We start from the raw sequence: 19,849 nt of genomic DNA, 5'->3' as shown, positions 1-19,849 counted from the left end.
TCACCGGTCGTGGTCGAGCCCGCTCAGTGGCGGGCCACGTAGTAGACGTTCAGGATGTCGCCCTCCACCCGCTGGGTGTCGACGTGGCCGAAGCCCGCCTCGGCGAGCATCTCCCGGGCCTTCTCCTCCCCCCACACCGTGCCCAGGCCCTCGCCGCCCTCGCCGAGCGAGACGCTCATGCAGTAGAACACCGAGAAGGCGTAGAGCGCCGGGCACAGGGGGTGGCCGATGTTCTCCTCGAGGCGGCTGGAGGCCGCGATGTCGCCCATCAGGAACACGCCGTCCTTCCGTAGCGCCCGAGAGACGGCGGCAAGCGTGCGGGCCGGCCGGGCCAGGTCGTGGATGACATCGAAGGCGGTGATCAGATCGTACGAGCCGGTCAGCTCGGCGCCGTCACCGACCTGGAACTCGGCGTTCTCCAGGCCCCACTGCGTGGCCTCGGCCCGTGCCGCCGCGATGCCCTCCTCGGACATGTCGATTCCGTGGCAGCGGCTCGCCGGGAACGCCTTGGCCAGGACGTTCACCGCATGTCCCTGCCCGGTCCCGACGTCCAGCACGTCGATGCCCTCCTGCAACCTCGCCGGCAGACCGGGCACCAGCGGTACGATCCCCGCCACCAGGGCGAGGTCGAAGACCTCCCCGGACTCCTCCGCCTGGATGGCCTGGAAGCGCGGGTAGGCGGAGTACGGCACCCCACCCCCGGTCCGGAAGGCCTGCAGCACCTGCTGCTCGACCTCCGCCAACATGCCGAGGTCCTGCGCGATCCGCGCCAGGTTGTCGGGTCCGGCCGCCCGAGTGAGCGAGGCCGCGTGCTCCGGGGGCAGCGCGTACGTCTTCCGTTCGGGGTCATAGTCGACGACGCCGCCCGTCACCATGGCTCCCAGCCATTCCCGGACGTAGCGTTCGTTCAGCCCGGCGGCCCGGGCGATCTCCCCGCTGCCGGCCGGCTGCATGCCCGCCATCACGTCGAACAGGCCGCTCTCGTCCCCAGACCCGCCATCAACCCCAGGCAGGAGTCGTTCAGCACCTGGACCATGCGACTCGCGAACGCCTCCTGCTTCGCCTCGTCCAGTTCCGCGACTGACATCACTCCTCCTCCCGCCACCGAGCTGCCGACAGGAGGACGAGGTCACGTGCAGCCGCGCCTCCACCGCGAGTGGCCCGATGAACTGCGCCGACACCCCCTCTGGCCAAAGTAGCCGTCCCGGTGCTCACCGACCCGCCGAACGCCTCCGGGCGCCACACCGACGCGCGGCTGGAACAGCTCCCCGTCAAGCCACCGCCCCGGAGCCGGTCGCAGCCCCGCTGACGCCCGCGCTCCCCCGGGCCCGCCCTTCCGCTTTCTCCCGCATTGACGGCCGAAAAGGGCAATGATCCTCTTTTCGTCTGATCGAGTGATCTTCGGCTGCGGCGCGACTGCGGCGGGAAGGACTTGCGCTAGACACACCACGTTCCACCCGGTGCCCGGGCAAGAGAGCAGGTTCCTGCATGGCGACGACCGACCCCGAAGCTCCGCCGGACCCCGAAGCCAGCCTGGTGGACAAGGTCAAGAACATCCTGGGCTTCCTCCTGGCCGGTTTCGTCGCGGCGTTGAACTTCCTCGGCTTTCAGAACTCGGAGATCACCGCCATTCTCCGGAACGATCCGCTGGAAGCCACCCTGGTGGGCGGCCTGATGCTGCTCGCCCTCACCACTGCGGTGGTGTCCATCTTCCTGCCGAACCGCAGGACCATGCCACCGTACTTCCTCCCCGCCATCTTCGCCGCGTGCATCGGCCTGACCCCACTGGTGATCTGCGTCATCAACATCCCGTTGCAGACCACGTCCGACACGTGCCGCTGGGCGTCGCTCTCGGCCACCGTGCTTTTCGTGCTCATGCTGGCGCTCGGCTTTTATTGGTGCGGCTGGCAGCGTGCGTTCGCATGGATGACTGCACGGATGAAGCGTCAAAAACCTCCCGGTGCACGTCCCGGAGTCAAAGCCGGAATCACCTCGGTGCTCCTGGTCTGCGCACTGATCCTGACGACTGTTGCGATGTTTGCCGCTGCCCGCCTCGAAGTCAGGAGTCAAGCGTCCGCGGCTTATCCCGGAATCTCGGCCACCATGAAATCCGGCGGCGGCACCGAGGATCTCTCACTCACCATCACCGGCTCGAAGCTGGCGGCCGGCGACAAGATCGGCCTCATTGTGCAGGCCGTGCCGCGCAGCATGGATCTCGTCAAAGCGTGCAGCGGTTCCTGGCGTCTCGATGACTGCCTCTCGAAAGGGATCTGCAACGCCACGTCCAAGAATCCCTGCGATGTCGTGGTCAGCAGCGAGTTGGAGCCTGACTCGGCAGGGCAGGTCAATGTGACGATGGAGGAGCCGGTATCCACCAGCCAGTACCAGTTCGTGGACGTGAGGGCCCAGATCTGTGACATCGACTGGACGACGGACCCGGGCCCGGGAAAGGCTTCGCCTCGAACGTGCACGTTCGACAAGGACAAGACCACCGTCGCCTTCCTGCGCGTCCCCTCCTCCTGAGGTCCCGTGCCGACCGGGCGCGGCCGGCAGCCCGTCAGCGCGCTTCACGCGGGCTCGGCCGGGGGGACCTCCTGCTCCGTGTCGGAGTCGGCGAGCGCTTCCAGCTTGCCCCGGGTGTCCAGCCAGTAGAGCACTGCGAGGCTCGGACCCACCAGAACGACGGCGATGCCGGTGACGATCACCAGCCAGACCAGCGTGTGGTGCGCCCCGGCGGCCTGGCTGACGGTCAGTGAAGTGGGCAGCAGGTAGGGGCGCTGCGCCACGCCCCAGGCGGCGATCACCAGGACCACGCTGGCAACCGCCGTGTAGCGGCACCACCTGAGCGCCCTGCGCGCGAGCAGCAGCGCGGTGACGAGTGCGACGACCGCGCCCGCGATGACCAGCCCGAGGGGGGCGCCGGTGGTGATCCGGCTCCACAGGAACCTGGCGTCGTGGTGCGTGATGGGCAGACCGATGAGGGCCAGCACCACGAGGGCGGCCAGGCTGCACCACGCGCGGAGTCGGAAGTAGTCGACGAGGTCCGGCGCCTGGTACCGGTGCGCGTCGGCCGTCAGGAACACCGCCCCCAGGTAGGCCGTGGCGCCGATCGTCATCAGGCCGGTGATGATCGAGGTGGGGTTCGACCAGGCGTCGGCCGAGGCAGTGACCCCTGGGGCGACCCGCCCGGAGGCGATGCCGCCGATCACGGCACCGAGGAAGAAGGGTGTCAGCAGCGAGGAGACGGCGAAGGCGGCACCGTAGACCCGGCGCTGCGCCAGCCGCCGGGTCGGCTTGCGCAGCGCGAAGCCCCCGCCGCGCAGCACGAGCCCGAGCACGGCCAGGGCGAGGGGCAGCCACATGGCGCTGAAGACGGCGGCGAAGAACGGAGGGAAGCCCGTCCACATGATGATCATGAGGAAGATGAGCCAGACGTTGTTGGCCTCCCACACGGGTTCCATGGCGTGGTCGATCAGCCGGCGGGGCCGCTCGCCCCGTTCGGCTCCCCCGGCGCACAGGTCCCAGAACCCCGCGCCGTAGTCGGTGCCGCCCGCACAGGCGTACGCGGCGAGGACGACGAGCATGATCCACGCGACGGCCTCAGCCATGGGGGTCACCGTCCTGCGCCGCCGGACGGGACGGCCCGGTGGCCATGCCGGCCTCTTCCCGCGGACCGTAGGGGGTGACGATCTCCGGCGGGTGCACCGGTCGGTTCCGCGCCAGGCCCTCGTCGGCGATCCGCCAGCGGTGGTGCATCTTGCGGAGCACGGTGATGAAGGCCGCGAAGAGGACCACGTAGAGGGCGAGGATGACGCCGAGCATGGTCCACACCGAGTCGGCGCGCGTCGAGGTGACGGCTTGGGCCACCCTCATGTTCTGGTAGACGATCCACGGCTGTCGGCCGACCTCGGTGGTGATCCAGCCGCACTCCACGCAGATCAGGCTGGCCGCCCCCGCCACGCCGGCGCAGCGGAAGAACCACCGCGACTGCGGCAGGTCGCGCTTGCGCAGCCAGACCACGGCGTACCACAGGGCGAGCAGGAGCAGCGCGGTGCCGAGGAGGACCATGATGTCGAACGTCCAGTGGATCAGCGTGGCCTCGGTCGGTGTCGGCCGGTCCGCCTCGGGCGTCGCCGTCAGCCCGGTGACCTGCGTGCTGGGCTTGAAGCCGGCCAGCACGGAGTCGAGTTGGGGGATCCTCAGGCCGCCCGAGATGGTCCCGCCGGCGTTCAGTCGGCCGAAGATGTACTCCGGCACATGGGTGTTGGTGTTCCAGACGATCTCCATCGCCGCGAACTTGGTGGGCTGCCGGTGGAAGACGGCGCGTGCGATCGCGTCACCGACGACGAGCTGGACGGGCGAGAGGATCGCGGCCACCGTGAACGGGATCGTGAACCCGAGCCGGTGGTAGCGGTCGCGTCGGCCGCGCAGCCAGCCGACCGCGTAGACCCCGGCGACCACGTAGCCGGCCGTCAGGAACATGGCCACGACGAAGTGCCAGTACTCCGGTCCGAACATGGGGGTGAAGACGGCCTGCTGCACGGTGACGTGCACGGGCTTGCCCTGGGCGTCCAGGGTGAAGCCCTGCGGGGTGTTCATCCAGGAATTCGCCGCGATGATGCCGAAGGCGCCCATCAGGGCCGCGAAGGGCAGCGGCACGGCCAGCCAGAAGTGCACCTTCGGGTCGAGTCTGCGCCAGCCGTAGAGGTAGATCGCGATCAGGACGGCTTCGAGGAAGAACGCCCAGGCCTCCACGCCGAATCCGAGACCGAAGACGTCTCCCCAACGGCCCATCATGCCCGGCCACAGCAGTCCGAACTCGAAGGTGAGGACCGTCCCGGTCACGATGCCGATGGCGAACTGGACCGCCATGACGGCGGACCAGCGCCGGGCGAGTTGCAGGGCGACCGCGTCGTCGCGGCGCAGGCCGCGGTAGTGCGCCAGCAGCGTGATGAACGGCAGGGCGACGCCCATGGGCACGAGGAGGATGTGCGATGCCAGCGTGTACGCCATGAGTTGCCGGGCCGGCAGCGTCTGGGGCGGAGTCTGGGCCAGGAGGTTGAGGGCGCTGTGCACGGATCACCTCTGCGGCTGGTCGATGCGTTCGGTCGACGGTCGGGTGGTCGCGGTCGGCCCGGTCACCGCCGGCGACGGGCCGACGGCGGTGGCGCCGTTCTCGCCTCCGGTGAACGCGCGCTCGCGCCGCGCACCGGTGGCGAAGACCAGGAACCAACTGGCGAGGGCGCCCAGCCGGCTGCGGAAGCCGGTGAGGAACGCGATGTGGATCAGGAGCCAGATCAGCCAACCCGTCACGCCCGAGGCTCTGACCGGGCCCGCTCTGACGACCGCTCGTCCTCGCGCGATGTATGCGGCGCTACCGAGGTCGCGGTAGCGGAACGGGCCGGCCTTCTTGGCCCGTCGTTCGGTGCCGTGCCTGATCACGCGTCCCGCGTAGGCGCCGGACTGCATGGCGACCTCGGCCATGCCGGGCAACCGGTCGAGGCTCATCAGGTCGCCCACCACGCGGATCTGCGGGTATCCGGGGAGCGTCAGGTCGGGCTGCACCAGGAGACGGCCGGCGTGGTCCTGCTCGGCGCCCGTCGCCCGGGCCAGTGCGTGGGCGAACGGGGGTGCCTCCACTCCGGCGGTCCACAGGACGGTGCGGGCGTCGTACCGAGCGGTGCCGCCCTGCTCGCGCACGGTCAGGCCCTTGTCGTCCACGTCCGTGACCATGGCCTTGAGGTGGACCTCCACCCCGAGACCGTGCAACGTCCGGGCCGCGCGACGGGCGAGCGTGGTCCCGAACGCCGCCAGCACGGCGTCGCCGCCCTCGAAGAGCAGGACGCGTGCCCGGGACGAGTCGATGGTCCGGAACTCCCGGTCGAGGGTGTGCCCGGCGATCTCCCGGATCTGCCCGGCGAGTTCCACTCCGGTGGGACCGCCACCGACCAGTGCGAAGGTGAGCCACTCCTGCTGCTCCCGCGGATCGGTGCTGGCCTCCGCCATCTCGAAGGCGCGGTAGATGCGTCGGCGCACCCGCAGGGCGTCCTCGAGCGTCTTCATGCCCGGTGCGTGGGCGGCGAACTCCGGGTGGCCGAAGTACGACTGCCGCACGCCGGCGGCGACCACGAGGTCGTCGTACGGCAGCGACAGCGTCCCACCGTCCGGCTCCGTGACCAGGACCAACCGGCGGTCGGCGTCCACATCGGTGGCGTCGGCGAGCAGGCAGCGCACGTTGTCGTGCCTGCGCAGGACGGCGCGCAGCGGCTGGGCGATCTGACCCTCCGACAGGATGCCCGAGGCGCACTGGTAAAGCAGCGGCTGGAACAGGTGGTGGGCCCGGCGGTCGACGAGCGTCACCTCCACCGGTGACCGCCGCAGCGCCCGGGCGGCGAACAGCCCCGCGAAGCCCCCACCGATGATCACCACTCGGCGCGGCGCGATGTGGTCCGGCAGCTGCGATTCCGACGTCTTCGCGTGCATGGAAGGGACTAAAGCACCCACAGCTCGAACGAGCCGCCTGCGACGCGCTCCGGATCCTCGGCGGGGGAGGCAGTCATCCGTACGGGGTAAGGCGAGACACCTGGGCCGCTCCCGCCCAGCCGTCCACGGCGCCCGACGCGGTTTCCGTCATGCTGCTACCAGTGGCTTCAACGCTGGCGCCGCGGAGGCGGAGGTTGTGATGGGTCTGGTTCACCTGCGCTTGGTCAGCCCTCCCGGGCTCTCGGACGAGCTGGTCGACCGGCTCACGGCGAACCGCCACGTCCTCAACGTCGTCCGGCACCGGGCGACGGTGCGCAGCCCGGCGGGCGACGCGCTGGAGTGCGACGTGCTCAGGGGCGCCGCCAACGAGGTCCTGGGCCTGCTCCGCGAGCTCGGGGTCGATCGCGACGGCTCGATCACGGTGGACGACGCGGGCACGGTGTTCTCCGCCCGCGCCCAGCGGCTCGAGGCCGAGGAGCCCACGGCGCTGCTGTACGCGCCCCTGTGGTCGGCCGTCGAGGCGCGCATCCGGGAGGAGGGCACCTATCTGCCCAGCTTCTACCTGCTGCTGGTGATCGCCGGGCTGATCGGCTCCGTCGGGATCCTGACGAACTCGCAGATCCTGATCGTGGCCGCCATGGTGGTGGGCCCCGAGTACAACGCGATCCTCAGCGTGGCACTGGGGCTGGACCGGAGGAACCGGCGCCGGGTGCGCCAGGGCCTGCTGGCCTTGGCGCTCGGCTTCCTGCTGGCCATCGCGGTGACGCTGGCGTTCTCCCTACTCGTCCGGGGTTTCCAGCTGGAGCCGCGCGCCTACCGGCTCGGGCTGCGGCCGGTCTCCAACCTGATCGACACCCCCAACTTCTTCTCGCTCGTCGTCGCGGTGCTCGCGGGTGTCGTGGGCATCGTGTCCATCACCGAGGCGCGGGGCAGCGCGCTGCTCGGTGTCTTCATCTCGGTGACGACGATCCCGGCCGCATCGGACATCGCGGTCTCCCTCGCCTTCGACAGTTGGCACGAGGCGTGGGGTTCGCTGCTGCAACTCCTCCTCAACGTGGTGGTGCTGATCGTGGTCGGCCTGGCGGTGCTGCGTGCCGTGCGGCGCATCTGGCGCCGGGTCGCGCGGATGCCGCGCCCCGCTCCCTGACCCGGATCAGGCCGGGTCGTGCCAGAGGTCGCCCTCGGGGAGCAGGGCGTCGGCCTCCTTGGGGCCCCAACTGCCCTTGGCGTAGGGGTGGGTGGGCACGACGTCGCCGAGGATGGGGTCGACGATCCGCCAGGCGGCCTCGACCGTGTCCTGCCGGGCGAAGAGCCAGCGGTCACCGTCCAGCGCCGCACCGATGAGGCGGTCGTACGGGCGCATGTCCGATCCGGGGACTTCGCTGAAGGTGAGTTCCTCGTGCTTGGCCTGCCAGCCGCCGCCGGGCTGCTTGCCCGCCAGCGTCAGGGTCACCTGGGTCTCCGGCCAGATCCGGAACCGCAGGCAGTTCGCGGCCGGAGTCGGCCGGAGCCCGAAGACGTCGTGGGGCGCGCTGCGGAACTGGATGTTCACCTCGGTCGCGGTCACCGGCATGCACTTGCCGGCGCGGATGAGGATCGGCACATCGGCCCAGCGCCAGGAGTCCGCGGCGAGCCGGACGGCCGCGAAGGTCTCGGTCGTCGATCCCGGGGTGACGCCGTCCACGTCGAGGTACCCGTCGTACTGGCCGCGCACGATGTGCTCGGGGGTGAGCGGACGCAGTGAGGCCACCACGTTGGCCTTGGCGTCGCGCCACGAGTCCAGACCCTCCCCTGACGGCGGCTCGGCCAGCACCGTGGCGAGGACCTGGAGCATGTGGTTCTGGATGACGTCGCGGACCGCGCCGGTGCGGTCGTAGAACCGGCCCCGGTCGGAGACGTCGAACGCCTCGGCCATGGTGATCTGGATGCTGCGGACGTGCGTCCGGTTCAACAGCGGCTCGATGATCGAGTTGGCGAACCGCGCGAAGAGCACGTTCCCCACGGGATCGAGCCCGAGCCAGTGGTCCACCCGGTAGATGGCGTCCTCCGGGAAGTACTCGTGCATGGTCGCGTTGAGCTCGCCCGCACTGCGCAGGTCGGCGCCGAAGGGCTTCTCGACCATGACCCGGGCGCCCTTGGCCCGGCCGGCGTCGGAGATCCCCTTGGCGATCCGGCCGAACAGCGGCGGCGGGACCTCCAGGTAGAACAGAGCCCGGGTGCCCTCGCCCATCTCGCGGGACATCGCCTGGTAGGTGGCGTCGTCGCCCAGGTCGCCGTCCACGTACCGGAGCAGACCGAGCATCTTCCGCGCCGCCGGCGTGGTCGGGTCCATGCCGTTCAGCTTCAGCGACGCCTCGGCGTAGTTGCGGAACTGGTCCAGCCCCCAGCCGCTCTTGGCCACGCCGACGACGGGCACGTCGAGCACACCGCGGTCGGCCAGGCCCACCAGCGCGGGGAACGTCTCCAGCTTGGCCAGGTCCCCGGTCGCGCCGAAGATGACCAGTGCGTCCATCGATTGTGCTGCCATCTCTCGGTCCTCCTGCTCACCGCATTCGGTCGGCGATGTGGTCGCCGACCCGCAGCGCGTTGGCGATGGCCGTCAGGGACGGGTTCACCGCGCCGATGCTCGGGAAGAAACTCGTGTCCACGACGTAGAGGTTGTCCAGGTCGTGGGCCTTGCAGTGGACGTCCAGGGCGGAGGTGGCCGGGTCGGTGCCGAACCGCACGGTGCCGGCCTGGTGGGCGGTCGCGCCGATGGGCATGCCCTTGTGCAGGTAGATGCTGTGGTCGAGCAGGTGGTGCTCGTGCATGCCCAGCTTTCCCAGCATGCTCTGGAGCTTGTGGCGCAGCCGCTTCAGCCCGGTGACGTTGTTCTTCTCGTCCAGGCTGAGGTGGATGTCGTCGTCCTTGTCGAGCACCACGCGGTTGGTCTTCTGCGGCAGGTCCTCGCCGCACAGCCAGAAGTCGACGGCATGGTGCGCGAGCACCTCGAAGGGCATGTCCGGAGTGACGACGCCGGCCCAGCGGGGCGCCTCGCCGTGGATCTGGTCGGCGTCGGACTTGCCCAGCATCTGGATGCCGCCCATCGGGAACTCCCAGTCGGCCCCGGCGAAGTACCAGTCGTTGAGGGCGAGCGTCTTCTGGAAGGCGGTGGGGTTGGGCTCCTTGGAGACCGCCATCAGCGCCAGGTTGTTGTGGCGCATGTAGTGGCGCCCGACCACGTCGGAGCTGTTGGCCAGACCTGCGGGGTGCTTGTCATTGGCCGAACGCAGCAGCAGGACCGCGGAGTTCACCGCACCGCAGGCCACTACGACGATGTCGCCGGAGAAGGTCTCGGTGGTGCCGTCGCCGAGCCGGGCGACCACGCCGGTGACGGTCCGGCCGGTGGGGTCCGTCTCCAGCCGCCGCACGTCCGCGTTGGTGATCATCGTGACGTTGTCGTGCCGCAGCGCCGGATCCACGCAGAGGACCTGCGAGTCCGACTTCGCGCCGACCAGACACGGGAATCCGTCGACCCGGTCGCAGCGGATGCAGACGCTGTCGTGGGTCGCCCGGCCGGTGGCGTCCTGGGTCAGGTCGACGCCGATCGGCAGGTGGAACGGGTGCAGGCCCTGCTTCTCGAGGTCGTCGCTGAGCTGCTGGATGCGCGGCTCGTGCTCGACCGGGGGATAGGCGTACTGCGCGCTCGCCGGACCCTCGGTGGGGTCCTCGCCGTGCCTGCCGTGGACCAGGTAGAGGTGCTCCGCCTGGGTGTAGTACGGCTCCAGGTCCTCGTACCGGATCGGCCAGGCGGGTGAGATCCCGTCGTGGTGGCGCACCTCGCCGAAGTCCTCAGGGCGCAACCGGAACAGGGCGGCGCCGTAGAACTTGGTGTTCCCGCCGACGTAGTAGTTGACCTCCGGCGGGAACGCATTGCCGTCCTTGTCGTACCAGTACTCAGGCGCCCGGTACTTGGCCTTGACGAAGACGGCGGTCGAGTCCCAGTTGTCCCGTTCGCGCGGCAGGTAGCCGCCGCGTTCGAGGATCAGGATCCGCTTGCCGGTCGGAGCGAGCCGGTGGGCGAGCGTGCCGCCGCCCGCTCCGGTGCCGATCACGATGACGTCGTAGTGCTGGTTGTCAGCCACGGGGACTCCATTTCCAGGGCCGCTGACCGCCCGGGGGCCGGGCCGGGCCACCTCCTACGACGTTAGGGCGGCGGCCGCGGGACCGCGAGCGCACCCGGGCATCCGGGCATCCGGGCATCCGGGCATCCGGGCGGACGTCACAGGACGGCGACCGGGCTGACCGGGGAGCCCGTACCGCCGGCCAGCCGCAGCGGGGCGACCACGCAGAGGAAGGACCAGTGACCCGTTCCGGCACAGAGCGGCAGCAGGTCCTCGAACTGCAGGTAGTCGAGCAGGTGCACCCCCAGTGCGTGGATGGCGAGCACATGGACCGGGAAGGCGACCCCGTCCACCAGGCTGGGCGCGCAGTCGTTGTTGCTGTCGCTGCCGAGCACCGCGACCCGCCGCTCGGCCAGCAGTTCCACGACCCCGGGGTGCAGGCCGGCGCGGTCGGCGGCCGCGTCCCACGGCCCGAGCTCGCGGCGCCGCCGCCGGTGGCCGAGGCGGACGAAGAGCAGGTCGCCCTCCCCGAACCGCACCCCCTGGGCCTCCTCGGCGGCCAGCAGCTCCTGGGCGGTCACGTGCTCGCCCGGCTCCAGCCACGGCACGCCGCGCAGCCCGGGGATGTCCAGCAGCACCCCCCGGCCCACGATTCCTGTCTCGGCCGCCAGGCCGACGGAGAGCGCCTCGGCTCCCTCGTCGGTCAGGGTGGTCGCGGGGACGCCGCCGTACAGCGTGCCCTCGTAGACGACGTGGCACAGCGCGTCGAGGTGGCTGTCGGCGTCGCCGTGCACGTTCATCTCGATCCGGTCCCGGGCGAACTCCAGCCCCCGACCCTCCAGCCGTCCGGCCACCGCCCCGGTCATCGGGTGGCGGGCGGGTTCCGGGTTGTCCGGCCGCGCGCCCGTCGTCACGGGGGCCGCCAGGCTCACGTGACGACCCGTCCGCACCTCGCGTGCGGCCGCGAGGACGCGCGCCGGCGTGATCGTCTCCAGGGCGCCGCGCGGACGGGCCACGGCGGGGGCGGCGGCGACGACCCGCCGGTACAGGTCGTCGAACGCGGCCCGGCCGAGGCGCGCCGCCCCGGCGCCCTCCGGGGTCCTGTGCACGCCGCCGTCCATCCGCGCTCCCCCTGCGGTCAGCGCCGGTTGGCGCGGTCCAGGGCCTCGTCGAGCGACCCGGCTGCCATGATGAGCGAGAGGTGGGTGAACGCCTGTGGGAAGTTGCCCAGTTGCTCACCGGACGGGCCGATCTCCTCGGCGAACAGACCCACGTGGTTGGCGTAGGTGAGCATCTTCTCGAAGGCGTAGCGGGCCTGCCGCAGCCGGCCGGCCCGGGCGAGCGCGTCGACGTAGAGGAAGGTGCAGAGGCTGAACGTGCCCTCGGAGCCGCGCAGGCCGTCCGGCGACGCGGCCGGATCGTAGCGGTAGACGAGACTGTCGGACACCAGCTTGCGGTCCATCGCGTCAAGCGTGGACAGCCACGCCGGCTCCTTCGGCGCCAGCAGCCCCACGCGTGGGACGAGCAGCAGCGACGCGTCCAGGACGTCACCGTCGTAGTGCTGGACGAGGGCCTTCTCCTGCTCGCTCCAGCCGCGCTCCATGATCTGGTGCAGCACGGCGTCCCGCACGCCGCGCCACCGGACCATGTCGGCGGGCCTGCTGAACTCCTGGGCCAGGTGCATCCCGCGGTCGAAGGCGGCCCAGGTCATCACCCGGCTGAAGGTGAAGTCCTTGCGGCCGCCCCGGGTCTCCCAGATCCCTTCGTCCGGGCGGTCCCAGTTGTCCGCGAACCAGTCGAGGGTGCGCGCCGCCGCCATCCAGACCTGGTAGCCCGGCTGGACGCCGTCCTTGCGTCCCTCGGCGAGGGCGTAGAGGGCCTCGCCGTAGATGTCGAGCTGGAGTTGGTCCATGGCGGCGTTGCCGGCCCGCACCGGGGCGGACCCGCGGTACCCCTCGAGGTGCTCGAGGATCTCCTCGGACAGCTGCGGGTCCCCGTCGATCCGGTACATGATCTGCAGCCGCTCGCCCGGCAGGTCGAGCCGCTCGATCAGCCGCTCGCCGAGCCAGCGGGTGTACGCCTCGGCCTCATCGGTGAAGCCGAGGTCCAGCAGCGCGCGCACCGAGAGGGAAGCGTCGCGCACCCAGGTGAATCGGTAGTCCCAGTTGCGTTCACCACCGACCTGCTCCGGCAGGCCCATGGTGGCCGCCGCGACCAGCGCACCGGTCGGGGCGTAGGTGAGCAGCTTGAGGGTGATGGCGGACCGGTAGACCGCGTCCGGCCAGCGTCCCTGGTAGTTCGACTGGCGCACCCAGGTCTGCCAGTAGTCGACGGCCGCCCACAGCTGCTCGGTGATCCAGCCGACCGAGGGCGGCGGCGGGGCCTCGCCGTCGGGGCCGCAGGACGTCATGACGACGCCCGAGGCCTCGCCGGCGCTGAGCGTGACCGTGCCGCGGACGTCCCGCTCGTGCCGGTGCAGCGGGAACAGCGCGCGCAGGTGCAGGGCCGCCCCGGGCGCGCGGAAGACGGCGTCCTGGCCGTCGACGCTCACCTGGTGGTCGGACCGGCCGTAGTCGAAGCGCGGCCGGCAGTCGAGCGTGAACCGGACGGTGCCGCGCACCGCGCGGACCGCTCGGATCAGGGTGTGCCGGTCGGTCACCCGGTTGCCGGTGTCCGGTGGCATCCAGTCGACGACTTCGCCCACGCCGTCCTCGGACATGAACCTCGTGACCAGCACGGCGCTGTCCGGGTAGTACAGCTGACGGCAGGTCGGCTCGTGCTCCACCGGGGCGAGCCGGAAGTACCCGCCCCGGTCGTGGTCCAGGAGGGCGGCGAAGATGCTCGGCGAGTCGAACCGCGGGGCGGCGAACCAGTCCACGACGCCTTGTGAGGAGATCAGCGCGGCGGTCTGCAGGTCCCCCACCAGTCCGTGATCGGCGATGGGCGGGTAGCGGTCCATGAGCACTCCGATGTCTCGGGTTCCTTGCCGCAGCGATTCCATTTTGCCGTGATTGTCCTCATATGGCAGAAGTCGGCGGCACTCACGCCGTGGCTCCGATCGGGGCGGTCATGGCGGCGGCCTCGGTGGCGTCGACGGGCACCGGGGCCTCGGAGCTGCGCAGGTCGAGCACGATGAGCACGGCCGCGGCGGCGCCCAGGTAGATGAGCAGATTGGTCAGGGCCTCGCTGACGCCGTGGCCGTTGAAGTAGATCGTCTGGTGCAGCAGGATGTAGCCGTTGCGCGGCGGCAGGTAGGGACCGATGTCGCGCCAGAACGCGGGTAGGTAGGGCACTCCGTTCGCGCCGCCGGAGGAGGGGTTGCCGAACAGGATGATCGCGACGACCGTCACCAGCGTTCCGACGGGCCCGAGCAGCTTCTGCAGGACCGCGGCGACGAAGGCGACCACGGCGACGATCAGCGAGCAGATGGGCCAGGTGATCCAGAACCGGCTGCTGGGGAACCCCTGCAGCCCGTAGCAGACGATCAGGTCGACGACCAGGCCGCTCACGACGGCGAATCCGGCGAGCTGGGCGGCGCGCCAGCGGCCCGCCGCCCTACCGGTGGCCGCCATGAGCAGGGTCGCGCTCATGTAGCCGCCGATGAGCATGGGGATCAGCATGAGGCCCTGGACCAGGCCGAACGGGTCCTTCGCCGCCAGCGGGAGCGGGGCGTACTGCTGCACCGCCAGGCTCTGGCCGGTGGTCCTGGCCGCGTCCTCGAACCGCACCGCGAGGTCGAGCGGCGCCAGGTCGCTCATGGACGGCGCCACGATCAGGGTGTTCGAGCCGTCCGAGGAGACGAGCCCGCCGAAGATCCGGGCTTGGTCGATGGCGGCCTTGACCGCGGCCTCGTCGGGGTACTGAGTGACCTTCAGGGAGATGCTCTTCTCGGCCGCGGCCAGCACGGGCGAGGATCCGACCGCGCCGAACGGCATGTCAGAGGCCTTGGGGGCGTGCTCGGCGGTCATGTAAGTGGTCGCGAACAGGCATTGCATGACGGCGCAGACACCCAGCGCCGCGAGCATCCCGACCATAGCCCGTCGGCGGCCGGGCGGCTTCGCCGCGGGAGCCCCCGGCGAGGTTGCCTCGGTCTCCGGGCCGCCCGTCCGAGTGGCCGCCCTAGCCGGGCGGATGCGACCGAACCAGGCGATGACGGCCGTTCCGGCGGCGGCGTAGAGGAGCAGGACGACGATCGGGGTGGTGATGTCGTTGCCACCGAAGTAGAGCACGTGGTTGATCAGGGTGACGGCGTTCTGCGGCGGCAGGACCACGCCGATGTTGCGCCAGTAGACCGGCAGCAGGTAGGTGCCCAGCCCCCCGGCGGGTGGACCGCCGACGACGATGAAGAGCACCGCCACGAGCAGCGTGCCCAGCTTGCCCACCAGGGCCTGCGCCGCGGCGGCGGCCAGCGCCACCGCCGAGGTGATGAGCCAGAAACACGGCAACAGCGGCCAGAAGTGGGCACTGGCGTACGCGCCGATCCCCAGGCCGACGATCAGGTCGGTCAGCACCGCGCCCACCAGGGCGTATCCGATCAGGATGGCCGCGCGCCACGGTGCGGCGGCGGTGCCGTGGGCCGCCTTGTAGACCAGCACGGCAGCCAGGTACCCGCCGATCAGCAGCGGCAGCAGCAACAGCGATGTCACTGCGCCGACCGGGTCACTGGACGCGAGCGGCTTGACCGCCTGCACCGTGACCGGCCGGTCCAGTCTGTGCGCGGCTTCCAGGAACGCCGGCTCCAGCTCGGTCTGGCCGAAGAAGCTCTTCGCGGGGACCACGATCAACGTGTCGGACGAACCGTCGCTGAGGTACGCGCCGTACAGCTCGCCCCGTTCGGCCGCGGTCATCACGGCCGACGGGTTCGGATAGGCCGTCAGGTTCAGCCCGGTCCTCGACGCCACCTCGGCGACCACGGGCGAGGGCGGCCCCGCCACGCCGAACGGCATGTCCCGCGGCTGGAGCAACTGCTGGGCGCTGACCAGGCACAGCACGAACAGGGCCTGTGCGACGAGCACCAGCCCCAGTGCGACGACGATCTTCGCTACGCCGCCGCGCCCGCCCGCAGCCGTGGCACCCGCGGCCGTGGCACCCGTGGCCTGTGGTCCCGCCATCCTCGTCCTCCAACCGGCTGCCTGTGCGGCACCTGAGACCTGCTCGGCTGCCGGCCGGTGCGGCAGGCCGATGCCCTGCGCCCAGGGACGCCGCGGTCGGCCGAAGGGCCCCGAGTGAGCGCGTACGTGATCACCGGACAGGCTTCGAGCCGGTGCCCAGCCGCCGAACCCCGTTCGGCCGGGCTGCCATCGGCTCGATTCCCTTCCGTCAGCAATCACCACACGGGCCTGACCGAGCGGCAACTCGGAGGACGCCGACAGGTGACGCGGCGTAACCCGACCCGGGTGACCTGGCGGCCGCCGGCGCGGGCTGCCCGGACGGCACGCCCGACGGCTAGGGTCCCCGCATGATCCGCGTCACCGACAGCGGGTCCTCACCGAGCTCCACCAGGCGCTCGGCGAGCCTGCGGTTCTCGGCGTCCTTGGCGTTCTCCCGCTGCGCGACATTGGCGAGCGCGGTCTTCGCGCCCTCCTCCACTCCGTGCCGGAAGACGCGGCGCAGGAGCTCGTCCGCCGCCGCTCGGGGCAGGCCGGGGGCCAGGCCGAGCAGCTCATCTGCATACGCATCAACTGGATGTGCTTCCATACGACCATCGAAGCGGCACCGTCCGGTCTCGGCGACTCGTGCCCTCCGGTCCCTCCGGTCCCGCCGACGACAGGGTGCGCTGTCGGTGTGGCTCCGAGGAAACGGACGCCGCCCCGATAATCTGCGGAAGTGGCCGACGGGGCCCCGGCCCCGGCTCGAGCGGCGCCTCGGGGGTGCCGACGGCTCGGGGCCCCGTCCGGTGGTTCCGGTCGTCGGAGCCGTGACCGCCCTCCCTGCCGCCTGTGGGTTCGCCTGCCGACCCCCACGGGTGCGGTCGGCACCGGTCCGGCAGCCGGTCCGGCACACGCCGCGGCACCGGATCGGCCACCCGCCAGGCAGCAGGAGGAGCGGTGACGCAGCAACAGATCCTGCTGGGCATCGGCCTGACCCTGGTGCTCGCGGTCGGCTGCCAGGTGCTGGCCGACCGACTCCGCGTGCCGGCGCTGGTGCTGCTGCTGCCCGCCGGGTTCACGGCCGGAGCACTGACCGTGGTGGTGAACCCGGTGCGCCTGATCGGGCCGGCGTTCACTCCGCTGGTCTCACTGGCCGTGGCGGTGATCCTCTACGACGCCGGCACCGGACTGGACCGCAGACGGCTGAAGGGGCACACGCGGCGCGTCGTCGTGCGGCTGATCGCGCTGGGCGTGCCCATCACCTGGGCGGGCGGCCTGCTCTTCGCGGAGCTGTGCTTCGGACTGCCGTACCGCGCCGCGGTGATGCTGGGAGCCATCCTGGTGGTCTCCGGCCCCACCGTCGTCGGTCCGCTGCTGGCCTTCGTGCGACCGGTGGAACGGCTACAGCACATCCTCGTCTGGGAGGGCTCGCTCGTCGACCCGGTGGGCGGGATCCTCGGCGCCCTCGTCTTCCACGCCGTCAGCGCGAGCACCCGCAGCCACCCGGCCCACAAGGTGGTCCAGTTCCTGGAGAGCGCCGGAACGGGTCTGGCAGGGGGCGTCGTGGGTGTGCTGGCGCTGTGGCTGCTGCTCGGCCGGTTGCGGCTCCCGGAGATCCTCGGCACCTCGGCGCAGCTGGCGGTGGTGGTGGGGGTGGCGGCCGTGTGCGACGCGCTCCGCGACGACTCCGGCCTGCTCGCGGCCGTCCTGATCGGCGTGGGTGTCAGGAACGTGCGCGGCCTGGACCTGCCGGCGCGCAGTCCGTTCTTCGAGAACCTGGTCCAGCTGATCTTGGGGGTCCTGTTCGTCTCCATCTCCGCCACGATCACCCCGGCCTCCCTGCGCCACCTGTTCCTGCCCACGCTGGGCTTCATCGCGCTGCTGGTCCTGGTGGTGCGTCCCGTCGTGGCCGCGGTCTCCACCCTGCGCACCGACCTCCCCCGCGGCGAGCGGTCCTTCATCGGCTGGATGGACCCGCGCGGCATCGTCGCCGCGTCCACCGCCGCCACCTTCTCGGCGTCGCTCGCCGCCAAGGGGGTGGCCGGGGCGGCGAAGATCCTGCCGATCACGTTCCTCGTCATCGTGGGCACGGTGGTGCTCTACGCGTTCACCGCGAGCCCGGTGGCGGGTCGACTCGGGGTGCGCAGAGCGGCCCGCGCCAGGCCGCTCCTGGTGGGAGGCGATCCCTGGGCCGTCGACCTGGGCAGGGCCTTCGCCGACGCGGGGATCGACGTCCTGATGTGGGCCGGTGCCGGCGAGCAGCGCGACCGGATCCGCCGAGCCGGCCTGGAACTGGCGCCGGGCGAGCTGCTCGCGGCGGCGACCGGAGAGGGGGCCGAGCTGGAGGGGGTCACCGCGGTGCTGCTGCTCACCGACGAGGACGACTTCAACGCGCTGGCCGCCACCGTGCTGCGGGGCGGCTCGCAGGCCGGCGTCTACCGCACGGGGCCGCCCGCGGGCAGCCACGGCGTGATCGCTCCGTTCACCGGCGGGGAGATCCTCTTCGGTCCGGCGCTGAGCAGGGCCGAGCTCGACCGGCGGCACGCGGCCGGGGCGGTGATCATCACCAGGCCGTCCGATGGCGCGGTTCCGGAGGGCACCGAGGTGCTCTTCCGGATCAGGGCGGACGGCTCGCTGGCACCGGTGACCCGCGGCCGTAGCCCCGAGGCGCACCCCGGTGATGCCGAGGTGCTGCTGGGCCCGCCGGCCGCCCTCATCCGGGATCGCGGGGCAGTAGGGACTCCACCGCGGCCATGACCTCGCCGACGGTGCCGGCGGCGCTGACGGTGGCGCCCCATTCGTCGGGCTCCAGGGGTTCCAGCGCGTCGAACTGCGATGCGAGCAACGCCGGTGGCATGAAGTGCCCGGTCCGCCCGGAGATCCTGCGCGCGGCGAGGTCAGGTGCGAGCTCGAGCTGGAGGAACCAGATCCGCCCCGCGCTCCGGAGCCGGTCGCGGTACGCGCGCTTGAGCGCCGAACAGGCGACCACCCCACCGCAACCGCGCTGCTCGTGCTCCCCGATCCACGACGCCAGGGCGTCCAGCCAAGGTGCTCGGTCCAGGTCGGTGAGGGGGATCCCGGAGCTCATCTTCCTCAGGTTCTCCGGGCTGTGCACGTCGTCGCCGTCCAGGAAGGGGACGCCGAGACGAGAGGCGAGCAGGCCCGCGACCGTGCTCTTGCCCGACGACGACACCCCCATGACCACCACGATCACGGCAGCGTCCGGACCGGAGCTACCCGTGCCACGGGCTGATCCCCCAGCGCATCGTGTGCCGCGCTCCCGGGGCGAGGTTCACGACTCCTTCTCCGCTGTTGAAGGCGCCCGGCGGGCAGGACATCGGCTCGATGGCGACGCCGCGGCGCCGCTCGCCCGCCCCGAGCGTGTCGCCGGTGAAGACCTGCAGGTACCGAGCGCCCTCGCCGAGCCACAGATCGGTCCCCCGGTCACCCGACGGATGCGCCAGCCGCACCACTGCCCGTCCCCGCTCGTCCCGGGCGAGGGCGCCGAACGGGGTGTCCAGGCGCTGCTGTCCGATCGCCCTGGGCCGGCGGAAGTCGTACGGCGTCCCGGCGACCGCCTCCTCCCCCAGGGGCAGGCCGTCCTCGTCGGTCCTCGACCAGGTCTGCGCGGGAACGGTGAGCAGGGCGTCGTCGACGGTCGGCGTGCCGACGGTCAGGTAGGGATGCTGGCCGACGCCGTACGGCGCCGCACTCCCACCGCGGTTCCACGCCGTCACGGCGACCTCCAGTCCCGCCCCGCCCAACCGGTAGTCGGCGCGCACGTCGAGGCGGAAGGGGTACCCGGGCTGGGGCCACAGGGTGGTCCCGAGCGCGACGTGCCCCGCGTCCGCCTCCAGCACCTGCCACGAGACCCAGCGGAGCAGCCCGTGGATGGCGTTGCCGCGCTCCGGTTCGGTCAGCGGCAACCGCAGGTCCTGCCCCTCCCAGCGGTACCGGCCTGCGCGAACCCGGTTCGGCCACGGGACGAGGATCTGGCCGCGCCCGCCGGTGATCCGCTCCTCGGCGGCGAACCCGTCGAGCACCTGGCGGTCCCCGACCGCGTACGACCGCAGCGCCGCGCCGGTCTCCACGATCACGGCCAGCTGGTCCTGGTGACGCAGGACCAGCTGACGTCCCGTCTCGTAGTCGCTCACGTGTCGAGCCTGGGGTCGC

16 protein-coding genes are annotated in these 19,849 nt (G+C 71.3%); 3 read left to right on the top strand and 13 right to left on the bottom strand.

The window, feature by feature from the left end:
- Positions 1-23 precede the first annotated feature (23 nt).
- Positions 24-962 (bottom strand): class I SAM-dependent methyltransferase, encoded by a 939-nt coding sequence (locus LN042_RS02630; RefSeq protein WP_230048110.1) that lies wholly within the window; start codon positions 960-962, stop codon positions 24-26.
- Positions 962-1,087 carry a hypothetical protein gene (locus LN042_RS37115; protein ID WP_283843534.1) on the bottom strand — a complete coding sequence of 42 codons (126 nt, stop codon included), beginning with the start codon at positions 1,085-1,087 and terminating at the stop codon, positions 962-964. Before LN042_RS37115 ends, LN042_RS02630 begins: the two co-directional genes overlap by 1 nt.
- 401 nt (positions 1,088-1,488) lie before the next feature.
- On the opposite strand from LN042_RS37115, the gene LN042_RS02625 reads away from it, so the two are divergent.
- Complete coding sequence (locus tag LN042_RS02625) at positions 1,489-2,523, top strand: hypothetical protein (protein WP_230048109.1); 1,035 nt, start codon at positions 1,489-1,491, stop codon at positions 2,521-2,523.
- A 44-nt stretch (positions 2,524-2,567) separates the two neighbouring features.
- Here the strand turns inward: LN042_RS02625 and LN042_RS02620 are convergent, their stop codons facing one another.
- The 3 genes from LN042_RS02620 to LN042_RS02610 all read right to left on the bottom strand — a co-directional run bounded on the left by LN042_RS02620 (position 2,568) and on the right by LN042_RS02610 (position 6,483).
- A complete protein-coding gene (locus LN042_RS02620; RefSeq protein ID WP_230048108.1) occupies positions 2,568-3,608 on the bottom strand; it encodes a cytochrome d ubiquinol oxidase subunit II in 1,041 nt (346 codons plus the stop codon).
- Positions 3,601-5,013 carry a cytochrome ubiquinol oxidase subunit I gene (locus LN042_RS02615; RefSeq protein WP_249800556.1) on the bottom strand — a complete coding sequence of 471 codons (1,413 nt, stop codon included), beginning with the start codon at positions 5,011-5,013 and terminating at the stop codon, positions 3,601-3,603. The genes LN042_RS02620 and LN042_RS02615 overlap by 8 nt, the downstream gene beginning before the upstream one ends.
- A 66-nt stretch (positions 5,014-5,079) precedes the next feature.
- Positions 5,080-6,483 carry an NAD(P)/FAD-dependent oxidoreductase gene (locus LN042_RS02610; RefSeq protein WP_230048106.1) on the bottom strand — a complete coding sequence of 468 codons (1,404 nt, stop codon included), beginning with the start codon at positions 6,481-6,483 and terminating at the stop codon, positions 5,080-5,082.
- A gap of 199 nt (positions 6,484-6,682) precedes the next feature.
- On the opposite strand from LN042_RS02610, the gene LN042_RS02605 reads away from it, so the two are divergent.
- Entirely contained in the window at positions 6,683-7,630 is a 948-nt protein-coding gene (locus LN042_RS02605) for a DUF389 domain-containing protein (RefSeq protein ID WP_230048105.1), read from the top strand.
- Positions 7,631-7,636: 6 nt separating this feature from the next.
- On the opposite strand, the gene zwf is transcribed toward LN042_RS02605, so the two are convergent.
- The 6 genes from zwf to LN042_RS02575 all read right to left on the bottom strand — a co-directional run bounded on the left by zwf (position 7,637) and on the right by LN042_RS02575 (position 16,283).
- Entirely contained in the window at positions 7,637-9,010 is a 1,374-nt protein-coding gene (gene zwf, locus LN042_RS02600) for a glucose-6-phosphate dehydrogenase (protein ID WP_230048104.1), read from the bottom strand.
- A 16-nt stretch (positions 9,011-9,026) separates the two neighbouring features.
- Positions 9,027-10,607, bottom strand: coding sequence for a GMC oxidoreductase (locus LN042_RS02595; RefSeq protein ID WP_230048103.1), 1,581 nt, complete (start codon positions 10,605-10,607; stop codon positions 9,027-9,029).
- A gap of 137 nt (positions 10,608-10,744) precedes the next feature.
- Entirely contained in the window at positions 10,745-11,695 is a 951-nt protein-coding gene (locus LN042_RS02590) for a cyclase family protein (protein ID WP_372495665.1), read from the bottom strand.
- A gap of 29 nt (positions 11,696-11,724) precedes the next feature.
- The gene (locus tag LN042_RS02585) at positions 11,725-13,545 is read right to left on the bottom strand and encodes a glycoside hydrolase family 15 protein (protein ID WP_230048102.1); all 1,821 of its coding nucleotides are present in this window, start codon (positions 13,543-13,545) and stop codon (positions 11,725-11,727) included.
- An 82-nt stretch (positions 13,546-13,627) separates the two neighbouring features.
- Positions 13,628-15,697: a hypothetical protein gene (locus tag LN042_RS02580; RefSeq protein ID WP_230048101.1), complete on the bottom strand. Its 2,070-nt coding sequence runs from the start codon at positions 15,695-15,697 to the stop codon at positions 13,628-13,630.
- Positions 15,698-16,031: 334 nt separating this feature from the next.
- Positions 16,032-16,283 carry a hypothetical protein gene (locus LN042_RS02575; RefSeq protein ID WP_230048100.1) on the bottom strand — a complete coding sequence of 84 codons (252 nt, stop codon included), beginning with the start codon at positions 16,281-16,283 and terminating at the stop codon, positions 16,032-16,034.
- 350 nt (positions 16,284-16,633) lie between these two features.
- On the opposite strand from LN042_RS02575, the gene LN042_RS02570 reads away from it, so the two are divergent.
- The gene (locus tag LN042_RS02570) at positions 16,634-18,433 is read left to right on the top strand and encodes a cation:proton antiporter (RefSeq protein ID WP_230048099.1); all 1,800 of its coding nucleotides are present in this window, start codon (positions 16,634-16,636) and stop codon (positions 18,431-18,433) included.
- Here the strand turns inward: LN042_RS02570 and LN042_RS02565 are convergent.
- Positions 18,390-18,875, bottom strand: coding sequence for a gluconokinase (locus LN042_RS02565; protein WP_230048098.1), 486 nt, complete (start codon positions 18,873-18,875; stop codon positions 18,390-18,392). The two genes, LN042_RS02570 and LN042_RS02565, sit on opposite strands and share 44 nt — an antisense overlap.
- A gap of 34 nt (positions 18,876-18,909) precedes the next feature.
- A complete protein-coding gene (locus LN042_RS02560) occupies positions 18,910-19,830 on the bottom strand; it encodes an aldose 1-epimerase family protein (protein ID WP_230048097.1) in 921 nt (306 codons plus the stop codon).
- Between the last annotated feature and the right edge of the window lie 19 nt (positions 19,831-19,849).

The sequence above is a fragment of the Kitasatospora humi genome (genome assembly GCF_020907985.1).
In the GTDB taxonomy this organism is placed as follows: domain Bacteria; phylum Actinomycetota; class Actinomycetes; order Streptomycetales; family Streptomycetaceae; genus Kitasatospora; species Kitasatospora humi.
The sequence above is the reverse complement of the archived record's forward strand: the minus strand, read 5'-3'. Positions and strand labels throughout refer to the sequence as shown.

Coding starts and splice junctions, on each gene's coding strand:
- LN042_RS02630 (WP_230048110.1), bottom strand. CDS start 962: ATGGCGGGCATGCAGCCGGCCGGCAGCGGGGAGATCGCCCGGGCCGCC.
- LN042_RS37115 (WP_283843534.1), bottom strand. CDS start 1,087: ATGTCAGTCGCGGAACTGGACGAGGCGAAGCAGGAGGCGTTCGCGAGT.
- LN042_RS02580 (WP_230048101.1), bottom strand. CDS start 15,697: ATGGCGGGACCACAGGCCACGGGTGCCACGGCCGCGGGTGCCACGGCT.
- LN042_RS02620 (WP_230048108.1), bottom strand. CDS start 3,608: ATGGCTGAGGCCGTCGCGTGGATCATGCTCGTCGTCCTCGCCGCGTAC.
- zwf (WP_230048104.1), bottom strand. CDS start 9,010: ATGGCAGCACAATCGATGGACGCACTGGTCATCTTCGGCGCGACCGGG.
- LN042_RS02615 (WP_249800556.1), bottom strand. CDS start 5,013: ATGGCGTACACGCTGGCATCGCACATCCTCCTCGTGCCCATGGGCGTC.
- LN042_RS02585 (WP_230048102.1), bottom strand. CDS start 13,545: ATGGACCGCTACCCGCCCATCGCCGATCACGGACTGGTGGGGGACCTG.
- LN042_RS02625 (WP_230048109.1), top strand. CDS start 1,489: ATGGCGACGACCGACCCCGAAGCTCCGCCGGACCCCGAAGCCAGCCTG.
- LN042_RS02565 (WP_230048098.1), bottom strand. CDS start 18,875: ATGGGGGTGTCGTCGTCGGGCAAGAGCACGGTCGCGGGCCTGCTCGCC.
- LN042_RS02610 (WP_230048106.1), bottom strand. CDS start 6,483: ATGCACGCGAAGACGTCGGAATCGCAGCTGCCGGACCACATCGCGCCG.
- LN042_RS02605 (WP_230048105.1), top strand. CDS start 6,683: ATGGGTCTGGTTCACCTGCGCTTGGTCAGCCCTCCCGGGCTCTCGGAC.
- LN042_RS02575 (WP_230048100.1), bottom strand. CDS start 16,283: ATGGAAGCACATCCAGTTGATGCGTATGCAGATGAGCTGCTCGGCCTG.